General features: G+C 34.6%; 15 protein-coding genes and 2 pseudogenes. 15 read left to right on the top strand and 2 right to left on the bottom strand.

Annotated features, from left to right (window positions below):
• The first annotated feature begins 457 nt into the window (after positions 1 to 457).
• The 6 genes and pseudogenes from AC1Q51_RS19455 to ppsA all read left to right on the top strand — a co-directional run bounded on the left by AC1Q51_RS19455 (position 458) and on the right by ppsA (position 8,469).
• Positions 458 to 1,369: a pyridoxamine 5'-phosphate oxidase family protein gene (locus AC1Q51_RS19455; RefSeq protein ID WP_075718729.1), complete on the top strand. Its 912-nt coding sequence runs from the start codon at positions 458 to 460 to the stop codon at positions 1,367 to 1,369.
• A gap of 18 nt (positions 1,370 to 1,387) precedes the next feature.
• Positions 1,388 to 1,708, top strand: a complete 321-nt coding sequence (locus tag AC1Q51_RS19450; RefSeq protein WP_001166736.1) for an iron-sulfur cluster biosynthesis family protein — start codon at positions 1,388 to 1,390, stop codon at positions 1,706 to 1,708.
• 345 nt (positions 1,709 to 2,053) lie between these two features.
• Positions 2,054 to 2,998 (top strand): LysR family transcriptional regulator, encoded by a 945-nt coding sequence (locus AC1Q51_RS19445; RefSeq protein WP_492331654.1) that lies wholly within the window; start codon positions 2,054 to 2,056, stop codon positions 2,996 to 2,998.
• A 269-nt stretch (positions 2,999 to 3,267) separates the two neighbouring features.
• The gene (asnB, locus tag AC1Q51_RS19440; protein ID WP_002094073.1) at positions 3,268 to 5,166 is read left to right on the top strand and encodes an asparagine synthase (glutamine-hydrolyzing); all 1,899 of its coding nucleotides are present in this window, start codon (positions 3,268 to 3,270) and stop codon (positions 5,164 to 5,166) included.
• A 285-nt stretch (positions 5,167 to 5,451) separates the two neighbouring features.
• Positions 5,452 to 5,743, top strand: a pseudogene (locus AC1Q51_RS19435) (YolD-like family protein).
• Between the two features lie 119 nt (positions 5,744 to 5,862).
• The gene (gene ppsA, locus AC1Q51_RS19430) at positions 5,863 to 8,469 is read left to right on the top strand and encodes a phosphoenolpyruvate synthase (protein WP_492331653.1); all 2,607 of its coding nucleotides are present in this window, start codon (positions 5,863 to 5,865) and stop codon (positions 8,467 to 8,469) included.
• A 55-nt stretch (positions 8,470 to 8,524) separates the two neighbouring features.
• On the opposite strand, the gene AC1Q51_RS19425 is transcribed toward ppsA, so the two are convergent.
• A complete protein-coding gene (locus AC1Q51_RS19425; RefSeq protein ID WP_043315287.1) occupies positions 8,525 to 9,142 on the bottom strand; it encodes a TetR/AcrR family transcriptional regulator in 618 nt (205 codons plus the stop codon).
• 171 nt (positions 9,143 to 9,313) lie between these two features.
• Here AC1Q51_RS19425 and AC1Q51_RS19420 point away from each other — a divergent pair, with 171 nt between their 5' ends.
• Positions 9,314 to 10,495 (top strand): YhgE/Pip domain-containing protein, encoded by a 1,182-nt coding sequence (locus AC1Q51_RS19420; protein ID WP_016512626.1) that lies wholly within the window; start codon positions 9,314 to 9,316, stop codon positions 10,493 to 10,495.
• A 163-nt stretch (positions 10,496 to 10,658) separates the two neighbouring features.
• Here the strand turns inward: AC1Q51_RS19420 and AC1Q51_RS19415 are convergent, their stop codons facing one another.
• Positions 10,659 to 11,165, bottom strand: coding sequence for a GNAT family N-acetyltransferase (locus tag AC1Q51_RS19415; protein ID WP_001139527.1), 507 nt, complete (start codon positions 11,163 to 11,165; stop codon positions 10,659 to 10,661).
• A 272-nt stretch (positions 11,166 to 11,437) separates the two neighbouring features.
• Here AC1Q51_RS19415 and AC1Q51_RS19410 point away from each other — a divergent pair, with 272 nt between their 5' ends.
• From AC1Q51_RS19410 to AC1Q51_RS19375, 8 genes and pseudogenes are all read left to right on the top strand, one after another.
• Positions 11,438 to 11,872 (top strand): ferritin-like domain-containing protein, encoded by a 435-nt coding sequence (locus AC1Q51_RS19410; RefSeq protein WP_000282832.1) that lies wholly within the window; start codon positions 11,438 to 11,440, stop codon positions 11,870 to 11,872.
• Between the two features lie 215 nt (positions 11,873 to 12,087).
• Positions 12,088 to 12,556 (top strand): annotated as a pseudogene (locus AC1Q51_RS19405) (DUF2691 family protein).
• 23 nt (positions 12,557 to 12,579) lie between these two features.
• On the top strand, positions 12,580 to 13,095 hold the full coding sequence (locus AC1Q51_RS19400; protein ID WP_000440752.1) for a GNAT family N-acetyltransferase: 516 nt from the start codon (positions 12,580 to 12,582) through the stop codon (positions 13,093 to 13,095).
• On the top strand, positions 13,096 to 13,974 hold the full coding sequence (locus AC1Q51_RS19395; protein ID WP_000553381.1) for an aminoglycoside phosphotransferase family protein: 879 nt from the start codon (positions 13,096 to 13,098) through the stop codon (positions 13,972 to 13,974).
• A gap of 111 nt (positions 13,975 to 14,085) precedes the next feature.
• Entirely contained in the window at positions 14,086 to 15,414 is a 1,329-nt protein-coding gene (locus AC1Q51_RS19390) for a YjiH family protein (protein ID WP_001289425.1), read from the top strand.
• Positions 15,415 to 15,804: 390 nt separating this feature from the next.
• On the top strand, positions 15,805 to 16,392 hold the full coding sequence (locus tag AC1Q51_RS19385; RefSeq protein ID WP_000402588.1) for a GNAT family N-acetyltransferase: 588 nt from the start codon (positions 15,805 to 15,807) through the stop codon (positions 16,390 to 16,392).
• A 329-nt stretch (positions 16,393 to 16,721) separates the two neighbouring features.
• The gene (locus AC1Q51_RS19380) at positions 16,722 to 17,354 is read left to right on the top strand and encodes a YdcF family protein (protein ID WP_000662218.1); all 633 of its coding nucleotides are present in this window, start codon (positions 16,722 to 16,724) and stop codon (positions 17,352 to 17,354) included.
• A 154-nt stretch (positions 17,355 to 17,508) separates the two neighbouring features.
• Positions 17,509 to 18,657, top strand: a complete 1,149-nt coding sequence (locus tag AC1Q51_RS19375) for an acyl-CoA dehydrogenase family protein (RefSeq protein ID WP_001218355.1) — start codon at positions 17,509 to 17,511, stop codon at positions 18,655 to 18,657.
• Positions 18,658 to 18,669 lie beyond the last annotated feature (12 nt).

The raw sequence follows: 18,669 nt of genomic DNA, 5'->3' as shown, positions 1-18,669 counted from the left end.
TAGATGATATCTATGTTAACTATAGAAATTATAGAATTGATTAATAGGTAACTGAGAGTTAAACTGAAGTTGCTTTACAAGATAGCAATACGAAATGATAAGTAACTTTAATAGATAAAAATCTCACGATAAGGGGTATATAAAGTATCTTGTAAAGCGTGGCTTTAAACGTAAAGATATCTGTATATATTTAGGTTAGAACTTAAAGGTAATCTTTTGAATCCATTATGCTTTTGCAAAAGAGGACTAGTGTGAAATGAAGTTATTTTCTTGTAGTGAATGGCTTTCATTCTTCTATGTATATTAATAAAAAGTAATGAAAGCTTGTTGATGGCAAAGCTTATATTATCAATGTTCGCTTTACATTTTTGGGGAATACGATGTTTTTTATTTCATTTAAGTATTTGAAGGTGTTTTAGCTAGTCCGCTATTGCAAAGTAGATTGGAGGAATAATAAATGGAGGTTTTTCATTCTGGAGAGCGTACTGTACACGATTTACTAGGTGTACAAAAGATTGCAAGCACTGCAAGTACAATGATTCAACAGACAATGACGAAAAAGTTCATAAATTTTCTAAATGGACAGAATTCATTCGTGGTATCTTCTATGGATCAACAGGGGAGAGTTTGGAGTTCATTTTTAGCAGGAAACCCTGGTATCATACAAGCTATCGAAGCTGACTTAGTTAAAATCAATACAAAAATAAATGAAGGTGATCCTTTATTTTTTAATATTTTACAACACAAGGAAGTAGGAATTTTAGTAATTGATTTTGCTTCCAGAATAAGAATACGAATAAATGGTAAGGTTTCGATGATTTATCCAGATGGAAACTTTGAAATCAAAATTGAACAAGTATTCGGTAATTGTCCTAAATATATACAGGCGAGAAGATTCGAATATAAAGCTGTTGAAGAAATTGTAAATAAGAAACCTCATCCGCGTAACACTTTAAATAAAAAGCAACAGAATTGGATTAGTGAATCCGATACTTTTATTATTGCAAGTGCAAGTTCTGAGGGAAAGATGGACATTTCCCATAGGGGTGGGATGCCAGGATTTGTTCATGTCATTAATGAAAAAACAATTATATTTCCAGATTACTCAGGAAACATGTTGTTCAATACTTTAGGAAATATTGTCCAAAATCCAAATGTTGGGTTATTGTTTTTTGATTTTAATACTGGGGATACATTACAAATCACAGGAGAAGCAAGTATCATTTGGAACATGGATAAAGATAATCTCTCAAAGTTTCCTGGTGCGCAACGTTTAGTACAATTTCAAATAATTGAAGTACTTGAAGCGCTTTGTTATGAATCTTATAATTGGGAATTTTTGAATTATTCTACTTTCAATCCAAAATAGAAAAGGCGGGAAAATATTATGCAAATTAATGTTACTGTTACAGAAGCTGCTATTAAACATTTCGAAAGTTTAGAGACTAAATATCCTAACCATTTTCGATTTCTACAATATGAAATGGGAGGCTGCGGGCGTCCATTGGATGGGGTTGTAAGAATACAATTAATTAAATCAGATGTAGGTTTCGAAGAAATTCAAACAAACTGGAAATCATTTTATATAAACAAAGCCTCTTTAGCTTTTCTTGATGATAATTTAACTATTGATTTCTTTGAAGGGTTTCAAATTAGAAGCTCTAGTCAAACTTATAGTCACAACATCCCTTTAGAAGTTGAAAAATAAGGGTACTCATTGTTAAATAGATAGAAATTTTTAAGCTGAAAGGTGAAATAAATCATATATAGCCAACGAAATTTTTGTAAGGGAAAGGCTATAGGACATTAAATATACCCACTAAGAAAATTTATTATCGAATCCCAAATAACAAAAGCGTAATTTTCTCTAGTAAATTTAATTAGAGAAAGTTACGTTTTTTTATAAATGAAGGAATAGAACATTTAGGCAATAATACAGTAAAGGGAGAGTACGGAGCGATTATAAGGCTGAAAAATTAAGAATTTCTCATAATATGAATAAAGATATGCAAAGAAATATAATTATTTTTTAAAAAAAGGAGATTATTTTTATATGGAATTAAGACAGTTAGAGTATTTCATGACACTTTATAAAGAACTTCATTTTACAAAAGCAGCAGATAAGCTAGGTATTACGCAACCTACATTAAGCCATCAAATTAAAGCTCTTGAAGACGAAATAGGTATGCCGTTATTTGACCGCATGGGAAAGAAAATAGCCATAACTGACGTTGGTTCTATTTTAGCCAACGAATGTAAAAATATTTTTAATGCATTAGATAATGTAAAAGAACAAATCAGTGAATTAAAGGAGATAAAAGGAGGTAAAATAGCAATTGCCACTTTGCCTGGCGAACTAACAGACTTAGTCTCCACTTTATTATTAGATTTTCATAAAAATTATCCAGAGGTAACAGTAAAAATTATAAGTTCAGATGAAATACTAGAATTAATAAACCAGAATCAGGTTAATTTTGCTGTTATAATTGATTCTTCCGAGTACGTATTCGAAGATGAAAAAATTGTAAAAGTACCATTATATACAGAAGAGTTATTTTTAGTGGTATCAAATAACCATTCACTAGTTAATGAACAAGAAATACAATTCTCAGAATTGAATAAATTACCATTAATCTTGTTCCCAGACAGTCATGAATGCAGAAAGTTATTGAATTATACATGTTTACCACAAAAAATAAACTTGTCTCCAATTATTGAGACCTCTAGTATCGAATCGTTATTTGATCTTGTTAGAAATGGATTTGGCGTGACAATTGTCTCTAAAACTTTACTTGATATTACTGTAGATAATGATGTATTAGCAATTCCTATAGTAAATCCTAGAATTAGTAGGAAAGTTAACCTTATTTTACGTAGAGATAAATTTATTGGGTTTGGCACTAGAAATTTTATTGAATTGCTTACAAATGAAATTATAAAATTAGGATTTCCTATTTCTGAACAAAGTAAAGAACAGATTAGAAAATTAATTAAATAGTGATTGAATTTCGAATAACTATTAGAGGGGAGATAGAACATATCTATCATTATAATAGAAAAAGTAACATTGCCCTATCTTGTTATAGATATATAATTTAATTAAAGTTTCAATTAGTTTAGATCATCAAAAAAATGTCCTTTTTATCTAAATTTCTTAGAACTTATTTGTGAAGCTTTAATTGACGAGCGTATTTTTTTGACTTTTATTGAAAGTGGATTACACTATAAAAATTTTAGAGAGTAGATAATTTGAAAGTAGGTAAAAAAATGTGTGGCTATGTAGGATGTTTGTATAATACTGCAAAAAGATATTCAGAAACAGAAAAAATACAATTTGAAAATATGACGAATCTGTTATACCACCGTGGTCCAGATGACCAGGGATATTTTCGTGACGAGCATGTTCAATTTGGGTTTAGACGGTTAAGTATTATTGATTTGGATGCGGGACATCAACCGCTAGCATATGATAATGAACGCTATATACTTATGTTCAATGGTGAAATTTATAATTATATAGAATTACGTGAAATGTTAATTAAACAGGGAGCATGTTTTTCAACTCAGTCAGATACGGAAGTTATTGTTGCATTATATGCCCAAGTAAAAGAAGAATGTGTAAATTATCTTCGTGGAATGTATACTTTTGTAATTTGGGACCGTCAAGAGAAAAAATTATTTGGTGCTCGCGATCATTTTGGAATTAAACCACTTTACATTGCACAACAGAACGATATAACTTTCTTCGCATCTGAAAAGAAAAGTATCCTACATGTAATGCAAGATAAGGGTGTAAATCCAACTGCTCTCCAACATTATTTTACATACCAATACGGACCAGAACCAGAAACATTAACAAATGATATTAATAAAATTGAACCTGGTCATTATTTCATAAAAGAAATTGGAAAAGAGATAGAGGTTTATCGCTACTGGAAACCATATTTCAATGCTTCAGATAACAAAAAAGAGGAACACATTCGAGCAATTCGTGATGTATTATATGACTCAGTAAAAGTACATATGCGTAGCGATGTTCCAGTGGGTGCATTCTTATCTGGCGGGATTGATTCATCTATTATTGCTTCTATTGCAAAAGAAATAAATCCAAATCTCCTAACATTCTCTGTTGGTTTTGAGCACCGTGGATTTAGTGAAATAGATGTAGCGAAAGAAACTGCTGAGAAATTAGGAGTAAAAAACTATAGTGTATTGGTAACACCACAAGAATTTATGAATGAATTCCCAAAAATCATGTGGCATATGGATGACCCATTAGCAGATCCAGCAGCAGTACCATTGTACTTTGTTGCAAAAGAAGCACGTAAACATGTAACAGTTGTTCTGTCTGGTGAAGGTTCAGACGAGCTATTTGGCGGATATAATATTTATCGTGAGCCAAACTCTTTAAAAATGTTCTCATACATTCCCACTTCCGGGAGAACGGTTTTAAAAGCTTTAAGTGGAGCACTTAAAGAAGGGTTTAAAGGGAAAAGTTTTCTAGAGCGTGGATGTACACCAATTGAAGAACGTTATTATGGTAATGCAAAGATCTTTCGTGAAGAAGAGAAGATTAAGTTAATAAAGTCTTACAATGAAAGTGTTAACTATAAGGATGTTACCAAAGCATTGTACAATGAAATTAAGGATTATGATGATGTAAGTAAAATGCAATACATTGATATGTACACATGGTTACGTGGAGATATTTTATTAAAAGCGGATAAAATGTCTACAGCTCACTCACTAGAATTACGTGTTCCATTTCTAGATAAAGAAGTCTTTGATGTCGCTTCTAAAATTCCAACAGAATTAAAAATTGCCAATAGAACTACAAAGGCTATTTTACGTGAAGCCGTACGTGGTATTGTTCCAGATCATGTACTAGATCGTAAGAAACTCGGTTTTCCAGTGCCAATCCGTCATTGGTTAAAAGATGAAATGTATGACTGGGCTCTGAATATTATTAAAGAAAGTAAAACCGAACATTTAATTGATAAAAAATATGTATTAAACTTACTGGAGGCACATCGCACAGATAAAGGTGATCATAGTCGTAAAATTTGGACAGTACTAACCTTTATGGTATGGCATCAAATTTATATAGAACATACATATGATACAAATTTATTTAGTGAAGAGTGTCGAGTATATAATTTAGTTTAAATTTATATGTCCATCAATTTAAGAATTATATAACGCCTTCAAACAAAACTGTCCATTTTTACTTGGAGGGAAAGCATCAACAAAACGTGAATTTCGTACGCTAAGCAATTTTCAACATAGAAAAGGCCGATTCCCTGTACGCTAAGGGAATTGGCCTTTTTTATCAGTGTAAGAAACATTCAACCAATCATTACATATCATCATTAAAATACGAACGTATATACTTCAATAACAGCTAACCAAATGATAGGAAAAACACTGTAGTATATTTAACTGCTTGCTAGTATGCCAGAGCAGTTCGTCTGTATTAAAAAAATGATACAGGAGCAAACAAAGATTCCGCGCCCAATCTTAACGCAAGATGCAAAAGAAAGGATTGAAAATAAGCTGTTAACTTCATATTTAGGTGAAGAAGAGGTTTTACTTACATATTATAAAAATAGCTATCTATATAAAAATTACATAACAGAAGCTGGTATAAATCCAGTAAATAAGACAATTACTTGTACGGAGGACGGAGGATGCTTTTCATAATCAAAGGATGTTTAAGTTTGGTGATGTAGTTGAAGTGAATTAGAGGAGGCATATCTCTTCCTAAGTTAATTATATCATGTAAATCAAGTTCGAAATAGACTATTTATTCGTATTGACTCCTGCTACAATCAAGAACACATGCATAGTAAGGAGAGATGTTACATGAGTTCTTTTGTTCTCGATTTTCAGGAAATAGAAAACACGCAGCTTTCGCTCGTCGGTGGAAAAGGTTTGAATTTAGGGGAGTTAACAAACATTCAAGGTATACAAGTACCCGAAGGTTTTTGTGTTACAACGGTAGGATATGAAAAGGCTATCGAGCAAAATGAAGAGCTTCAAAATTTGTTGCAGCAGCTAACAAAGTTGAAAATGGAAGAGCGTGCTCAAATTGGTGAAATGAGTAAGAAGATTAGAGAAGTCATTATGGCAGTAGAAATCCCTACTGATGTAGTGGAAGCAGTAGCTCATTATCTCTCACGTTTTGGAAATGAACATGCGTATGCCGTGCGTTCTAGTGCGACGGCTGAAGATTTACCGTATGCTTCATTTGCAGGTCAACAAGATACGTATTTAAATATTATCGGAGAAGAAGCGATTTTACAGCATGTAAGAAAGTGCTGGGCGTCTTTATTTACAGAGCGAGCAGTTACGTACCGCATACAAAATGGTTTTAAACATAATCAAGTTTCTATATGTGTTGTCGTTCAAAAAATGGTTTTCCCTGAGGCTTCGGGCATTTTATTTACGGCTGATCCGATTACTTCTAACCGAAAGGTGTTATCAATTGATGCCAGTTTTGGACTTGGTGAGGCATTAGTATCGGGACTGGTCTCTGCCGATAATTATAAAGTAAAAGAAGGCGAAATTTCAGAAACGATGATAGCGACTAAAAAAATAGCTATTTATGCTTTAAAAGAGGGCGGAACAGAGACGAAACAGATTGATCCGGTTCAGCAAAAACTTCAAACATTGTCTGAACAACAAATTTTACAACTAGCACAGATCGGAAGACAAATCGAAGCTTATTTTGGTTGTCCGCAAGATATTGAATGGTGCTTAGCCCATGATACAATTTATATAGTCCAAAGCAGACCGATTACGACTTTATATCCAATTCCAGAAGTAAATGATGGGGAAAATCACGTGTATATATCAGTTGGTCACCAACAAATGATGACCGATGCGATGAAACCATTAGGTTTATCTTTTTTCCTGTTAACGACTAGTGCCCCTATGCGTAAAGCGGGAGGCAGGTTATTTGTTGATGCTACGCAACAATTAGCTTTACCTGCTAGCAGAGATTACTTAATAAACACTTTAGGAAAATCGGATCCACTTGTAAGAGATGCATTAACGACTATAATCGAGCGAGATGATTTTATTCAATTGTTACCGGATGATGAAAAAGAAAAGGATCTTAGTAAAAATGTGCCATCTGCAAGTTCGCAACAACAACCTGAGAATGATCCGGAAATCGTTACGAATTTAATAAAGAATAGTCAAACATCAATAGAAGAGTTAAAACGAAACATGCAAACGAAATCAGGGGTGGATGTACTTGATTTTATTTTAGAAGACATTCAGCAATTAAAGAAAGTATTATTTAACTCGCAAAGTATAGCTATTATTATGGCAGGTATGAATGCTTCATCATGGATTAATGAAAAGATGGAACAATGGCTAGGGGAAAAGAATGCAGCAGATGTACTTTCACAATCTGTACAAAATAATATTACTTCAGAAATGGGTTTAGCATTATTAGATGTTGCAGATGTGATTCGGCCGTATCCAGAAGTCATTGCGTATTTACAACATGTAGAAGATGACAGCTTTTTAGATGAATTAATTCAGTTTAAAGGCGGGGAAAAAGTTCGGGATGCAATCGATGCCTTTCTAAATAAATATGGAATGAGATGCAGCGGAGAAATCGACATTACGAAAACGCGCTGGAGTGAACAGCCAGCTACAATTATACCGATGATTTTAAATCATATAAGGGACTTTGAATATGGTGCTAGTAAACGGAAGTTTGAAGAAGGGCTGCAGGAAGCTGTGAAAAAAGAAGAAGAGTTAGTAAATCGATTACAACACTTACCGGATAGTAAACAAAAAGTAGAAGAAACGAAGCGTATGATTCGCAACATCCGTAATTGTATCGGGTATCGTGAATATCCAAAATACGGCATGGTTAATCGTTATTTCATATATAAGCAGGCGTTACTGAAAGAAGCTGAGCAACTTGTGCAGAGCGGTGTCATTCATGAAGTTGATGATATATACTATTTAACTTTTGAAGAGCTTCACGAAGTTGTTCGCACGAATAAACTAGATTACGAGCTGATACAAAAACAAAAAAATGATTACAAATTATATGAAAAACTAACGCCTCCTCGTATAATGACGTCTGATGGAGAAATCATTACAGGTAAATATAAACGAGAGAACCTCCCAGCTGATGCGATTGTAGGTTTGCCTGTTTCATCAGGAGTTATAGAGGGAAGGGCACGCGTTATTTTAAACATGGAAGAAGCGAATTTAGAAGAGGGCGATATATTAGTTACTGCTTTTACTGATCCGGGCTGGACACCGTTATTTGTGTCTATAAAAGGGTTAGTCACTGAGGTTGGTGGACTTATGACACATGGAGCAGTGATTGCACGTGAATATGGATTACCGGCAGTTGTCGGTGTGGAGAATGCTACGAAAATAATAAAAGACGGACAACGAATTCGGGTACATGGAACAGAAGGATATATTGAAGTGTTGTAATGAAATAAAAGATCATCCGCTATTAAAGTGGATGATCTTTTATTATATAGCGGACTTATTTCTTTAAACCAGCTGCATAAAAAGGTCCATGAACTGCAATAGTTGATAAAAAGCGAGCAATCTCCTCAGGTGTTTCTTTTTGTCCATTATTTAACCATTGCTGGATGACACCTATATGTGCAGATGCCATATAAGAAGTTAAGTATTCGCTTGGAACAAGTAAATTCTCCTTATTAATGAGAGGACCATTCGTATCTTCAAATAATGTTTTCCACATAAAGTCTTTCAGTTTTGTTTGGAAAGATAAATCTCCTTTCGGACTTAGTACAGCTCTCATAAAATCACTATTTTCATTTAGAAATTCAAGAATAGAAGTGATAAGTATAAATGGCATTGTTGGAGAAGGATTTGTTCCAAGGTCAGCAATAACTTCCGGGAATTTCTGTTTAGCAATGTTAGAAAACTCGTACATAATGTCTTCTTGGCATTTTGTCATTAAATCAAATTTATCTTGATAGTGCGCATAGAAAGTACCGCGATTTATGTTTGCTTTCGTTGTAATATCTTTCACTGTAATGGCGTCAAAACCCTTTTCTTCAATTAGCTCCACCAATGCGTTCCGTATGGCAGTTTTCGTACGAACAACACGCAAATCTAAATTACTATCGCGCAAAGCATGTCCCTCCTTAATTTTACTGAACACATTTAGAAAATGTGTCTTATAACCGACACATTCACGATTTTTGATTATTGTATAAGGTTCAACTCGAACATATAATTCAAAATATAAATAAACAACACGTTGTTGATTATTATAAATCAAATTAAAGGAGGAGAAAAGAAGATGTTTAAAAATAAACTTTTATTGTTATCACCAGTTATTGCACTACTTGTTGTTTTTATTTTTTCATTAACGTTATTTCCAACTGTTCAACCGCAGCCGAAAAACTTGCCAATTGCAATTGTAAATGAGGATCAAGGTGTAGAAATTCCAAATCAACCGAAAATGAATATGGGGCAAACAATTGTTGATACGGTGAAAAAATCATCGAAATCAGAGGAAGAACCCGCAGTGAAGTGGGTAGAAGTAAAAAATAAAGAAGCCGTTCAAAAGGGATTAAACAATAAAGAGTATTACGCGGCATTAGTCATCCCGAAAGAATTTAGCGCAAAACAAGCGTCGTTACGAACACCACAGCCATCTTCACCTGAGATAGAAATATATATTAATCAAGGAATGAATACGGCTGCATCAACTATGGCAGGACAAATATTACAGGCGACCGTTGATAATATGAACAATAATGTTCGTACGCAAATATTAGAAGGGTTAAAAGCAAAAGGAGATACTGTAACAACAGATCAAGCTGTGAAATTAGTAACACCTATTGTAAAGAACGTGAAAAATATGAATGAGGTCGGCAAAAATAGTGCGAACGGTAACTCACCAATATCATTGTTCCAGCCGTTATGGATTGCAAGTTTAGCGAGCGCAGCGATTATTTTTATTGCGATTAGTAAAATACCGGTAAGTTCACGAAAAGAAAACTTTATATTGAAAGTAAAACAAATCGTAACAGGAGCTATTGCGGCACTTGTAATTGGATTTGGTCTTACATGGATTGCAGATGGGATGGTAGGATTAAATATTTCGAACTTCACGGATACAGCTCTATTCTTATCCATTACTTCTTTTAGTTTCTTCTTAATGATATCTGCGGTACTTTCATTAGTTGGGCTAAAAGGAATCGGTTTATTCGCTTTATTACTATTTTTCGGGGCGCCGTTATTATCATTAGCACCTGAGATGTTGTCTCCGTTTTATCAAGACTGGGTTTACCCATGGTTACCAATGAAATTTATGATCGAAGGCTTAAGAGAAATCTTCTTCTTCGGAAAAGGGGTAAGCTGGAATACACCTGTTACTGTACTCGTTTGGATTGGTATAGTAAGTGCGGTTATTATATTAGCAACTGCATTCAAACGTAGTGCAGTAAAAGGGCATAAAACAGAATTGAACGCTTAAAAAAAGCCGTTTCACTAAATTAGTGAAACGGCTTTTTTTGATGAAATCTATAAGTTGAAAAATTAGTATTTGCTGTTGTCGCCTTGGAATAAGTTTTGATGACTTTTTCTTAACGTAAATGCCTGATTGTTAAAAAGTGTTGTATGTAATTAAGCCGGAATTTCTAAAGATCGCGTACGTTCCAAACAATCTCACCGCGCTCGTCATCCCACGTACTGTGATGCCTCTTAAACCCTATCTTTTCTAGCACCCGGAGGGAAGCGATATTCCAAGCGCCTACAGTCGACCAAAGCCTGTGGCGCCCAGTAGCAATTGCAGCGTCCAGTACAACGGCTGCTGCCTCAGTCGCATAACCTTTTCCATGAGCGCTACGGAACAATTCGTATGCAATCTCCGGCTCTTCAAGTGTGGAACGACCGATAATCAAGCCACAGTATCCAATAAAATCGCCTTCGTCTCGCCTACGAATAGTGAGAAGGGAAATGCCATTTTCGTCTGCTTTCTTGCGCATCTCAATAAGCCGGCTACGAACGGAATCAAGGGCTGGCATGTCCACACCACGTTCGCCAATTAATTTTCTCATCCAAACTGAATCGGATTCCTCCCACATACTCAGGTCAAGTCGTTCGGTTTTTAGCTGGAACTCCATAGTTTTAAATAAAGATGGCATAGCGGAACCTCCTAGTTATGTCACTGAATTCATAATAGCTTCGCACCGCATCATGTTGAACTTCTCGTTGATTCGCGAATGTATTTTCCCACTCCCGCGAGAGTTTATAGCAACAGTATACAATAGTGTTATTTTTATGCATAAGCAATTCTTTTGCAAAATAGACCATTTTCTCAAACTTTACTTTCAATCTAAAGCTGTCCCGTTATATACACATGCTCCTACTATTTCAAAATGCATAAAATGTTATGCGAAAGTATGGAGGGGATACAATGTATAATTCGAATTATTATGATTGGTATAGGCAGAATGATAAGTTGATAAGTGATATTGAGAAAGCTATAAATGGAGAGTATAGCGCTATAAGCTGCTATGCAAAATTAGCGAATATGGCTCCAAATCAAGTAGAACAAAAACAAATTCTTGAAATTCGTAATGATGAAATAAAGCATTTCCACAACTTTGTACAAATTTATACGAACTTAACTGGCAGGCAGCCGAAACCACAAATTACTGAAAACTGCCCAAATACGTATTTACAAGGATTAGAGTTCGCTATACAAGATGAACAAAAGACAGTAGATTTTTATTTGGAAATTTCAGATGAGACATCGGATGCACATTTGAAAGAGTTGTTACGGAGAATAGCTGCGGATGAACAAAATCATGCGGTATGGTTTTTATATTACTTCGTGAAGTCGAAGTGAGCATTAAGAATGAACGACTGATGTAGTGAAGATATTAAAAAATATTTTAAAACGCAGTGCAACGATTGAATAAGATATGTAAATGTAAGTAGAAGGAAACCGTTTCGCTAGTAGTGGAGCGGTTTTTTATGATGTACATAGGTATCGACAAAATATAGTAATTAAATTTGATATATAATGTATGGAACAAAAATAAATAAGCTAGGAGCAGACATATGAAAAGAGGGATTACAGTAGATATTCTAGATGGATATGATAATTTACTTTGGAAAGTCTTAAAGCCAATTGATATTACTGCATTTGATTGGCAAGCCATGGGAAGGGAGGAAGCTTATATAGATAGTAGGGAATGAATTAGGTCCAGAATTATTTTCAGAAGATAACGAGATCATGGTAGGTTCAGCTTTAAAAAAGCTAATAAAAGACAACATATATTATCTTTTATTTGTAGACTTAAAAGCATATCCAAAAGGGGAAGTACTAGGAGAAATTGAAACATATGAAGAATTTAAGGAGAGTAAGTGTGAAGTAGTCGTATTAGTAGCGGATGGTGATTACATACAAATTTATGTGAAAAACCAAGAAGAGATTGAAATGATGTATGAAAACGCACGGAATCAAGGATTGTATGTAGAATATATTACAGATGAAAATGATGGAAGGACTCGTTTGTCAGTATGGTAGCAATTTGAAAGGGGAAAGGCAATATGGAGAGAAATATAAGTAAAGAATATGCAATTCGAATTGCTACCGAAAATGAGAGTGATAGTATTAAAACTCTATTAAAAGAAGTAGCACAATGGCTACAACATAAAGAAGTGGATCAGTGGCAGTATCTTTTAGGAGAGGAAGCTACGGCTGAAATACTAGAACGTATAAGAGAGAAATATACGTATGTTGTTCTGAAAGAAGATGAAATAGTTGGTACGATTACAGTTTCTCCTAAACAAAATGAATGGGATGAACACATTTTTGGTAAAGAGGAAGTTTCTAATTCATTATATATTCATAGATTTGCGGTGAAACGAAAATATAAGGGGAATGGAATAGGAGAGAGGGTTTTACAGTGGATAGACGAGAATGTACAATGTGATAAAGAGTATTTGAAGTTAGATTGCGTGGGGCATAATCGTACGTTGAATGATTTTTATAAGAAAAATGGTTTTGAATATGTTGGAAGTACGGATGGGCTTAGTAAGTTTCAAAAGAAAAGGAGAATGTGAATGCATCCAATTAACGTAAGTTTAGTTGAAAAGTTAATACAGGAACAGTTTCCCGAATGGGCCCCTTTAGAAGTGAAACCTGTAAAGTTTAGTGGGCATGATAATAGGACGTTTCACTTAGGGGATGAGATGAGTGTAAGATTGCCAAGTGATGTGGCATATGCACCGCAAGTAGAGAAAGAAAATAGTTGGCTTCCTATATTAAGTAAGGGACTTTCTTTACCAATTTCTACACCAATTGCGAAAGGAAATCCGTCTGAAGCGTATCCATTGCCTTGGTCTATTAATAAGTGGATAGAGGGAGAAACAGTTACGAAACAAAACGTTCGTGATTTAAATGAATTTGCAGCGGACTTAGGATCTTTTTTAGTAGAATTGCAATCTATTAATGCGAGTAACGGCCCTTTAGCTGGACCGCATAATTTTTACCGGGGCGGACTTATATCGGTATATGATGAAGAGGCGAGAGTTGCTATCGAAAATAATAAGGATATTTTTGAAGATGCATTATTAAAGCATCTTTGGAATTTAGCACTTAGCTCAACGTGGGATCGTAAACCAGTTTGGGTGCATGGAGATGTAGCGCCGGGTAATTTACTCGTTAAAGGTGGAAAGCTTTGTGCTGTAATTGATTTTGGTATTTTAGGAGTAGGAGATCCTGCTTGTGATGCAGCGATGGCGTGGACGTTTTTTGATGAAAATAGTAGAAATGTATTTAAAGAAGTATTACGCATGGATGAAGAAACGTGGAATAGAGCGAGAGGATGGGCACTTTGGAAGGCGTTAATTACATATGATGCGAATAGGGGTAGTAATGAAAAAGTAGCAGAAGAATTGTATCGTATCATGCAAGTGATTGTGGATGATTATGAGAGGTAATAGAAAAGCCTATTTTAAAATAGGCTTTTTCATATGATTAAATAGTAGAAATAGAAAGAAGGAATATAACATAATTATACAGAATATTTAGATAATAGGAGGTGTCGAATTTTGAGTGAAATTGAATTAAAGAGTAATGTAATTAAGACAGGGCGAGAGAAGGGGATTATTCTTCGGTTTATACTTACTAGTCTCGTTGGAGTGTTTATGTTTTTCGTTCCTGTTACGATAAACGGTGCATCGTCTATTATGATTGATCATATCGTATCGTGGATCAGGGCTTCCGTTCCAGGTGTAGTACCTTATTATGCATTATTTGTTATGGCAATTGGTGCGATTTATCCATTTTATACGAAGAAATGGAATGCATCTATCGTAGACGTTTGTTTTTCTATTTTAAAAGTAGTTGGTGTCGTTTTTGGAGTATTATATTGTTTGAAAATAGGGCCAGCTTGGTTCTTTGCACCAGATGTTGGGCCGTTTTTGTATGAGAAGCTAGTCATATCAGTAAGTTTGCTCGTTCCAATTGGTTCGGCATTTTTAGCGTTATTAGTTGGATATGGATTGCTTGAATTTATCGGTACATTTTGCCGTCCGATTATGAGGCCATTATGGAATACGCCAGGGAGATCGGCGATTGATGCAGTTGCTTCCTTCGTTGGAAGTTATTCGCTTGCCCTTCTTATTACGAATCGTGTGTATAAAGAAGGAAAGTATACGACAAAAGAAGCAGCAATTATCGCTACAGGATTTTCTACAGTATCCGCTACATTTATGATCATCATCGCAAAAACATTAGATATTATGCATTTATGGAATGTTTATTTTTGGACTACGCTTGTTGTAACATTCATCGTGACTGCTATCACCGTAAGAATCCCGCCCCTTAGTAGAAAACCAGATACATATGTAACAGAAGAAGGATTTCCAGAGCCTGTTTATAAAGAAAAAATGCTAGAACGTGCTTGGGAGGATGCGTTAGAAGTATCAAAGTCTGCACCGAGCATTATGAAAAATATTACAGTGAATTTAAAAGACGGATTTATTATGACAATGGGAATTTTACCATCTATTATGTCAGTAGGATTAATTGGTATCGTCTTAGCGAAGTTCACGCCAATATTTGATTGGATCAGTTATATTTTCTATCCGTTTACATGGCTATTACAATTACCGGAAGCAGACTTAGCTGCTAAAGCTGCATCAGTTGGTATTGCAGAAATGTTTTTACCGTCATTATTAGTAGTAAGTGCACCACTTGTGACAAAGTTTGTCATTGCAGTTGTTTCCGTATCATCTATACTGTTTTTCTCCGCTTCCATTCCTTGTATATTATCAACAGATATTCCGTTAAAAGTATCTGAACTTATTATTCTGTATGTGCAGAGAACGATTTTAACGTTGCTTATCATTACGCCGATTGCTTATTTGTTGCTTTGAAGTTTTAATAAGATAAAGTTAAACAAAAGAAGCCGTCTGTAAAAAAGAGGGCTTCTTTTGTTTAAAAGCGGGATATTCTTATTTATTTTTCGTATATGACGTAACGCTTCTTAAGAAGATTCCTAGTCCCGCAAAAAAGAATCCTAAGCATAATAAGCTGCCTGGCGTTCCCCAAGTAATTTGATCTAGCATTTATTATCCCCTCCCGTTTATCATTATATAGAATTTATTGGAAATTATCAAAAAAATTCTTTTTTAAGGGTTACTGATGAGTCTTCCTACCTTATACGAGAAGAATATATTTGAAAAGAATTCTTTTCTTTATATTTCTTTATTCTTATAATAAGTTTTTGATTCTTATGATATAGTAACAACAAAGGGGGCTTAAAAATGGAAATTATTCACGAAAGAGCAAAGTTGCGGTTAATGGATAATACTGATGTCGAAACTTTGTTTTCGATTGTAGAAGGAAATCGGGATATTTGGGCGTATTTAATTTCTAAAATGGATAGTGTGCAAGATATGCAACAATACGTTCAAAAAGCGATAAAGGGTTACGGAAGAGGTACTCAAATACCTTTCATAGTCGTAGATCAACAGTCGAATAAGATTGTAGGAAGTACACGTTTATATAATATTTCAGTAGAAGATAAGACAGTTGAGTTAGGGCAAACGTGGTATCATCCGAGTGTGCAACGTACGAGTATAAATACAGAGTGTAAGTATATGCTTCTTCAGTATGCTTTTGAAAAATTGCATATGCTGAGAGTGCAAATTAAGACGGATACAAGAAATGAAAAAGCACAACGAGCAATTGAAAGATTAGGCGCAGTAAAAGAAGGTGTGCTTAGAAATGAAAGAAAATTACCGAATGGTTATGTGAGAGATGCGGTGGTGTACAGTATTATCTCGAGTGAATGGCCAGGCGTAAAAGAACAATTGTTAGAAAAATTAGAGTTGTATAAAGAAAAGTTATAATTCGTGTTTTGAAAGGTATATTGTTCGTGAGATATGAAAAATATACCTTTTTTCTTACAAAATGCTACTTTATTTTAATTCCTTTTGTTTCATCGTTCCCTTCTGAGAAAAAATTCGTTACAATGTAGTTGTATGGTAATAAACTTATGAATTTAAAAAATGTAATGAAAACCGCAAATGAAAATGAATTGATAATCCTCAATTTTAAATGAAAACCCTTTTATACATAAATAACAAGTAAAGTTCCTTCTTTTAAATAAACTCAAACAAAACGATTTGATATAAATGTTTTTTATAGAAGTATGGATGATGTACGGAGGCAATTACAAATGAAAGAAAATAAGAAAAGTAAGAAAAGACGAATCTTTCAAGTATTTTTACTAATGATTTGTTCTGCTATTTTATATGTAAGTTATGCAGCTTACGATATTTGGAGTTATCGTTTTAAAGCAAATGATGACGTGAAAACGGATGCTGGTATCGTACTAGGCGCAGCTTCATGGAATGGAAAACCATCTCCTGTATTTAAAGAAAGAATTAATCATGCGATTTCTTTATATAGGAACGGAAATATTAAAAAGATTATTTTTACAGGTGGTACAAAGTTCGAGGCAGAACTTGAGGAAGCACGTACTGCAAGAGTATATGCAATGAAACAAGGTGTAAAAGAGGAAGATATTTTAATTGAAACTAAATCCCTTTTCACTGAAGAAAATTTAAAAAATGCGAAGCAAGTTGGAATAGAGAACGGTATACAAACATACACGATTGTAAGTGATCCACTTCATATGAAACGCGCAATGAGAATCGCAAAACATATTAATATTGAAGCGTATGCTTCACCAACGCCGACATCAGCATATAAAACGTTAGATACAGAAATACCATTCTTCTTTAAAGAATTATTCTCGTATATTGGATATGTAACCTCTTTGCCGTTAAAAGCATTGAAGGGGGACTAATATAAGAAAAGAATCTATCCTTAAATAGGAACTTTTCTTATTAGTCAAAAACATTGTATTTTTATCGGAATAGTGAAACAATAGAGAGGTAGCTTCATATAATCATAATGACAAAATGAACGGTTTATGAATCGAGCATAAAGGAGATTATAGTATGGCACTCTCATTTGTTGAAACAGAAGAACAGTCTTTAATTATTGAGAAAATAAATAAATTGATTCCGAAGTTCATGGAAAGGGAGCATCAGCTAAGTGAATTAGGATCATTTCCGTATGAAAATATAAATGATTTGAAAGATATTGGATATACGAAATTAACGTTACCGAAGGAATTTGGTGATAGTGCGATTTCTTTATATGACTTCGTTTTATTTCAAGAGAAAATCGCGGAAGGCTGTGGAGCTACTGCATTATCGATTGGCTGGCATCTTGGCATTGTGAAGGAGCTAGCGGAAAATCGCTCTTGGAATGATGAGATGTTCAAATGGTTTTGCGAAGAAGTACGTAATGGTGCGCTCTTTAACAGGGCAGCAACAGAACCGAAAACAGGGAGTCCGACGCGTGGCGGCAAACCAGAAACAATAGCGGTTCAACAAGGCGAGAAGTGGGTTATAAATGGAAGAAAAACTTTTACAACGATGGCGCCAGTACTTGATTATTTTATTATTTCAGCAAGTATGGAAGGCCAAGAAGAAGTTGGTGAGTTTGTCATTCCAAGAAATACACTCGGTGTATCTATTGAAGAAACGTGGGATAGCGTTGCAATGAGAGGGACTGCTAGCCACGACCTTGTCTTACAAAATGTAGAGATAGAAAGCCGCTTTTTTACGGATGTAAAAGGCGGGAAAGTGAAACAAAAGGGTATTGGCTGGTTGCTACATATACCGGCATGTTATTTAGGAATTGCACAATCAGCAAGAAATTATGCAGTTCAATTTGCGGGATCATACAAGCCAAATAGTTTAAACCATTCTATTAGTTTATTACCGAATGTTAGAAAATTAGTTGGAGAATTAGAACTCGAGCTTATGCAAGCTCGCGTCTTTTTATATCAAATTGCGAAAAAATACGATGAGGCAGAAGATAAACTGTCACTGCAAGCAGAATTAGCGGCAGTGAAATACGCCGTAACAAATGCGGCGATATCCATAGTGGATAAATCAATGCGCATCGTAGGAGCAAAAAGTTTATCAGAAAAAAATCCGCTCCATCGTTACTATTTAAACGTCAGAGCAGGATTACACAATCCACCGATGGATGATGCAACATTGTCTATGCTGGCGGATGCGGCGTTTCGGTCGTAGTATTTAAAGCTT

This window comes from Bacillus sp. MT94, from assembly GCF_058792475.1.
Note: the sequence above shows the minus strand (reverse complement) of the source record. Positions and strands in the feature narration are given on the sequence as shown.

Coding starts and splice junctions, on each gene's coding strand:
- AC1Q51_RS19455 (WP_075718729.1), top strand. CDS start 458: ATGGAGGTTTTTCATTCTGGAGAGCGTACTGTACACGATTTACTAGGT.
- AC1Q51_RS19450 (WP_001166736.1), top strand. CDS start 1,388: ATGCAAATTAATGTTACTGTTACAGAAGCTGCTATTAAACATTTCGAA.
- AC1Q51_RS19445 (WP_492331654.1), top strand. CDS start 2,054: ATGGAATTAAGACAGTTAGAGTATTTCATGACACTTTATAAAGAACTT.
- asnB (WP_002094073.1), top strand. CDS start 3,268: ATGTGTGGCTATGTAGGATGTTTGTATAATACTGCAAAAAGATATTCA.
- ppsA (WP_492331653.1), top strand. CDS start 5,863: ATGAGTTCTTTTGTTCTCGATTTTCAGGAAATAGAAAACACGCAGCTT.
- AC1Q51_RS19420 (WP_016512626.1), top strand. CDS start 9,314: ATGTTTAAAAATAAACTTTTATTGTTATCACCAGTTATTGCACTACTT.
- AC1Q51_RS19415 (WP_001139527.1), bottom strand. CDS start 11,165: ATGCCATCTTTATTTAAAACTATGGAGTTCCAGCTAAAAACCGAACGA.
- AC1Q51_RS19410 (WP_000282832.1), top strand. CDS start 11,438: ATGTATAATTCGAATTATTATGATTGGTATAGGCAGAATGATAAGTTG.
- AC1Q51_RS19400 (WP_000440752.1), top strand. CDS start 12,580: ATGGAGAGAAATATAAGTAAAGAATATGCAATTCGAATTGCTACCGAA.
- AC1Q51_RS19395 (WP_000553381.1), top strand. CDS start 13,096: ATGCATCCAATTAACGTAAGTTTAGTTGAAAAGTTAATACAGGAACAG.
- AC1Q51_RS19385 (WP_000402588.1), top strand. CDS start 15,805: ATGGAAATTATTCACGAAAGAGCAAAGTTGCGGTTAATGGATAATACT.
- AC1Q51_RS19380 (WP_000662218.1), top strand. CDS start 16,722: ATGAAAGAAAATAAGAAAAGTAAGAAAAGACGAATCTTTCAAGTATTT.
- AC1Q51_RS19375 (WP_001218355.1), top strand. CDS start 17,509: ATGGCACTCTCATTTGTTGAAACAGAAGAACAGTCTTTAATTATTGAG.